Source organism: Bifidobacterium sp. POST2/T3 (B1), from assembly GCF_058197115.1.
The window spans coordinates 1-5,097 of sequence record NZ_JBVPQK010000195.1; the positions used below are offsets into that span (position 1 = coordinate 1).

At 66.0% G+C, this 5,097-nt stretch carries 2 protein-coding genes; both read left to right on the forward strand.

Going from position 1 to position 5,097, the window contains the following annotated elements; genetic code table 11:
- Nucleotides 1–1,161: acyl-CoA carboxylase subunit beta (locus tag AC0AP0_RS08845; RefSeq protein WP_490430198.1), on the forward strand; the 1,161-nt coding region annotated here is incomplete at its 5' end.
- A 51-nt stretch (nt 1,162–1,212) separates the two neighbouring features.
- A partial coding sequence (locus tag AC0AP0_RS08850; protein ID WP_490430199.1) for a fatty acid synthase subunit beta domain-containing protein occupies nt 1,213–5,097 on the forward strand: 3,885 nt, incomplete at its 3' end.

Below are 5,097 nucleotides of genomic sequence, written 5' to 3' on the forward strand. Positions count from 1 at the left end.
GGTGTGGCTGCCCTGACCCAGTACGGACGCATCTTTCGCAAGACCTGCCAGGCCAGCGGCTTTGTCCCGCAGATTTCTCTGATCCTGGGGCCCTGCGCAGGCGGTGCTGTCTACTGCCCGGCTCTGACAGACCTGATCATCATGACCAAGGAGAACTCCGACATGTTCGTCACTGGTCCTGATGTTGTCAAGGCGGCCACCGGCGAGACCATCAGCATGGACCAGCTGGGCGGCGGCTACGTGCACAACACCCGTTCCGGCGTGGCCCACTACCTGGGTGAGGACGAGGCCGACGCCATCGACTACGCCAGGACCGTCCTGGCCTACCTGCCTGCCAACAGCGGACAGGAGCCTCCCCGGTACGCTTTCATCTCCGGCCATGCCGAGCGCCAGGCCGCCAAACGCCTGGCCACGGTCATCCCCGAGAACGACCGGCAGCCCTACGACGTGCTGGACGTCATCCATGCCATCGTCGACTACGGCGAGCTGGTTCAGGTCCAGGAGCTCTACGCCCGGTCCATCGTTGTGGGCTTCGCCTGCTTGGAGGGCCGGCCGGTGGGAATCGTGGCCAACCAGCCCATGGTGGACGCGGGCAGCCTGGATGTGGAATCCTCCGAGAAGCTGGCCCGGTTCGTCCGCCTCTGCGATGCCTTCAACCTGCCGGTCATCACCCTGGTGGACACCCCTGGCTACAAGCCGGGTTCGGACCAGGAGCACGCCGGCATCATCCGCCGGGGTGCCAAGGTCATCTACGCCTATGCCAACGCCCAGGTGCCCATGGTCACCATTGTGCTGCGCAAGGCCTTTGGCGGCTCCTACATCGTCATGGGCTCCAAGGCCATCGGTGCGGACCTCAACTATGCCTGGCCCTCCTCGCAGATCGCCGTGCTGGGAGCCCAGGGCGCGGTCAACATCATCCACCGGCGCGACCTGCAGGAGGCCAAGGAGGCCGGCCGGGACGTGGATGAGCTACGAAACAAACTGGCCCAGGAGTATGAAACCAGCACCGTCAACGCCAATCTCTCCCTGGAGATGGGCGAGCTGGACGGCATGATCGACCCCGAGCAGACCAGACCGGTCCTGGTCCAGGCCATGGACCTCCTGGCAGACAAGCAACGCGTCAGGGTCAACGACAAGCACCACGGCAACCAGCCTCTGTGAACTTTTCCTCGTCATTATCAGTAATCCCCAACTCTCTATGAATAGGACATCATGACCAGTACATTCTTCATCAACCGTCTCGCTGAGCAGCCACACGCGCTTATGTTCGCCGGCCAGTCCAACCCCTGGACCGTGGCCCTGGCCGATCTGCAGGGCGATCCCGACATCGACAAGGCCCTGAAGGAGCGCATGGCGGCGGCCACCGACCTGCTCAGGGCAGTCAAGCCCGACCTGCTGGCCACCAACGGTCGTCAGCTGGATATGTTCGGCTACAGGCCCGACCCGGTCAGGCTGGGGCCGGCCGCCGACGCGGCGGTCAGCGTGCCCGGCATCGCCCTGGTGCAGTTGGGCGCCCTCATGGATATGGACCAGCTGGGCTACGACGCGGCCCAGGCCCGTCCGGTGGCCCTGCTGGGGCACTCTCAGGGCATCATCGGCGTTCACATGGTTCAGGAGATTCAGGCTGCCGGATCCCTCAAGGCTGCTCAGGGTGCCATTGACCAGATTCTGGCCACCGCCATGCTGATTGGAACGGCTGGCACTCGTCAGGCCCGTCGTCTGGGCATCCACCGCCAGGGTGAGGCCACCCCTATGCTTTCGGTGCGCGGGGCCACCCGCCATCAGGTGGAGGTTCTGGTCGACCGGGTGCCTGGCGCTCGCGGCCCCATCAGCGTGGCCGTGACCAACTCGGATCGCAACCTGGTCCTGTCCGGCTATCCGGAGGATCTGGCCGCCTTTGCCATCGAGGCGGGCAAGGAGAGCGAGCACCAGCGCCAACTGCGCGAAGACAAGGTCCGGGGCGGAACCGCCTTCTCGCCGGTTCTGGAGTACCTGGATGTGACCCTGCCCTTCCACTCCCCGCTCATGAAGGAAGCCGTGGATCTGAGCGTGGACTGGGCCTCCCGCTGCGGTCTGGACACCGAGCGTGCCCGGGTTCTGGCTGAGGAGGTTCTGCTCAACCACGCCGACTGGGCCGGCCGGATCGCCGAGGTCATGGACCAGCAGGATGCCGCATCCCTCTGGCTGGTGGATCTGGGCCCGGGCGAGACCTTGGGCAAGCTGGTGGACAACCTGGTCCAGGGCACCGGTGTTGGTGTGGTCGAGGCCTCCAACCAGGCCCGGCGCGCGCAGCTGTCCACCATGGAGGAGGACCCGGCCCGAACCCAGGACTGGTCCAAGCTGGCTCCCCGTCTGCTTGAGACCCCGGCTGGCCCCCGGGTGGAGACTGCTTTCAGCCGGTTGACCGGCAAGCCCCCGGTCATGCTGGCCGGCATGACCCCGACCACTGTGGAGCCTGAAATCGTGGCTGCAGCCGCCAACGCAGGCTACTGGGCCGAACTTGCCGGCGGCGGTCAGGTGACCGCCGAGGTCTTCGACCGCCATGTGTCCCAGTTGGAGGACCAGCTGCAAGAGGGCCGCACGGTCGAGTTCAACGCCATGTTCATGGACCGCTACCTGTGGAACCTCCAGTTCGGCAGCCAGCACATCGTGCCCAAGAAGCGCGCCTCTGGCACCCCCATCGACGGTGTGGTCATCTCTGCCGGCATTCCCGAGCTGGACGAGGCCGTGACCCTGATCCGTCAGCTCAACGAGGAGGGCTTCCCCTACGTGGCCTTCAAGCCCGGCACGGTGGACCAGATCCGCCAGGTCGTGGCCATCGCCCGCAAGGTCACCCCCACCCACATTCTGATGGAGGTCGAGGGCGGTGCCGCCGGAGGCCACCACTCCTGGGAGTCCCTGGACGACCTGCTTTCGACCACCTACGCCGAGGTTCGCGCTTGCCCCAACATCGTTCTGGTGGCCGGCGGCGGCATCGGCACCCCTGAGCGGGCGGCTGACTACATCAGTGGTCAGTGGTCCCGTGCCTACCACCTGCCGGACATGCCCGTGGACGGCGTCATGATAGGCACAGCGGCCATGACCGCCAAGGAGGCCCACACCAATCCTGAGATCAAGCGGGCTCTGGTGGCCACCCCTGGCATCGACAGCTCCACCCCCGATCCGGACCCCTTCGCCCCCATGGGTGAGAAGTGGGTGCCCAGCGGCAAGTCCGTGGGAGGCGTGGGCTCCGGCCTGAGCCATCTGCACGCCGACATCTACGAGATGGAGAACTCCTCCGCCGAGTGCGGCCGCCTGCTGGTCCGGGTCATGAAGCACCCCGAGGAGCTGGAGACCCGCCGCGAGGAGATCATCGAGGCCCTGGACAAGACAGCCAAGCCCTACTTCGGCGATCTGGAGACCATGACCTACCAGGACTGGGCCCAACGTTTCGCCGACCTGGCCTACCCCTGGGCCGATGACACCTACATCGACCGCTTCCTGCACTTGCTGCGGCGCATCGAGGCCCGTGTCTGCGAGCGTCAGAGCGGCGAGTTCGATTCCATCTTCGCCTCCAGGCAGGATGTTGCCGAGCCCGAGCAGGCGCTTCGACGGCTGCACGAGGCCTATCCCCAGGCAGCCGAGCTCAAGGTGGTGCCCACCGACGTGGCCTGGTTCCCCATCCTGGTGCGCGAGTACCCCAAGCCCATGCCCTTCGTGCCGGTCATCGACAACGATCTGCTGCGCTGGTGGGGCCAGGATCAGCTCTGGCAGTCCGAGGATCCCCGCTACGGTGCCGACTCGGTCAGGGCCATCCCCGGACCCATCTCCGTGGCGGGCATTACCACGGTGGACGAGCCGGTGGCCTCCATCCTGGGACGGTTTGAACAGGCGGCCATAGACCGGGTGCGCGATCTGGACAGCAATCCCGTCAAGGCCTATAGCCAGCTGGCAGGCGCTGCTGACGCGCAGGAGTTCATCCGTCGCAGCCCCAACATCTCCTGGGTGGGCCACCTGATGGCCAATCCGGCCTACGGCACGGCCATGGACGACCCCAATTACACCATCACCGCCACCGGCCAGGACGACCAGGGTGAGCACTACGATCTGGACATCCATCTGGACACCTACTGGGACGATGATCCCGACGGCGGTCTGGACCGGCATGCGGTGCGCGACATCGTCGTGCCTCTGACCCTCAAGAGCGACCAGGTCGGCCTCTTCCCGGTGGTTGACCGCAGCCGCCTGCCCAAGGACGTCTATGCAATGCTGGCCGACACAGCCGGCATCGGCAATACCTCCATCACCGGCGACAAGCTGAAGGCCATGCCTGTCATCGAGAAGGATGATGACGACCAGGACCACCCCTTCGGTCTGGCCCACAGCGGCTACACACTGGCGGCCAACCTGGGCTTCGACCATGAGGCGGCCACCGGAGGCGCCCTGCCCGATGCGCTGATCCCCTCCGGCTTCGCCCCCGACGCCCTGGTGGGTCCGGCCTGGCCGGCCATCTACGCAGCCCTGGGATCCGTCTATGTGGATGGCTTCCCCATCATCGAGGGACTGCTCAACGCGGTCCATCTGGACCATCTGATCGAGTTGGAGGTCAGCGAGAAGCGCCTGCTGGAGCACACCGGCCAGCGGATTGAACTGACCAGCTGGGCCGAGCCCTACCAGGAGTCAGCCTCCGGCCGGGTGGTGACCATCCATGTGGTACACGCCGCCCAGGACGGAACCGTGCTGGCCCGCGAGGTCGAGCGCTTCGCCATCCGTGGCCGCGCCTACAGCGACCAGCTGCCCCAGGAGGCTCCCGAATATGGCGGCATCCGCGCCGACACGGTGGACACACCCCGCAGGCTGCTGCGCCGCGTCACCGTCACCGCCCCCAAGGACATGACCGCCTTTGCACGCACCTCTGGGGACTTCAATCCCATCCACACCTCCAAGCGGGGTGCTGCAGTCTCCGGACTGTCTGCGCCGCTGGTGCACGGCATGTGGCTGTCGGCCACCGCCCAGTACGCGGCCCAGGCCACTGACGAGCAGGGCGTCCACTACGAGATCGCCGGATGGACCTACAACATGTACGGCATGGTCCAGCTGGGCGACAAGGTGGAGATC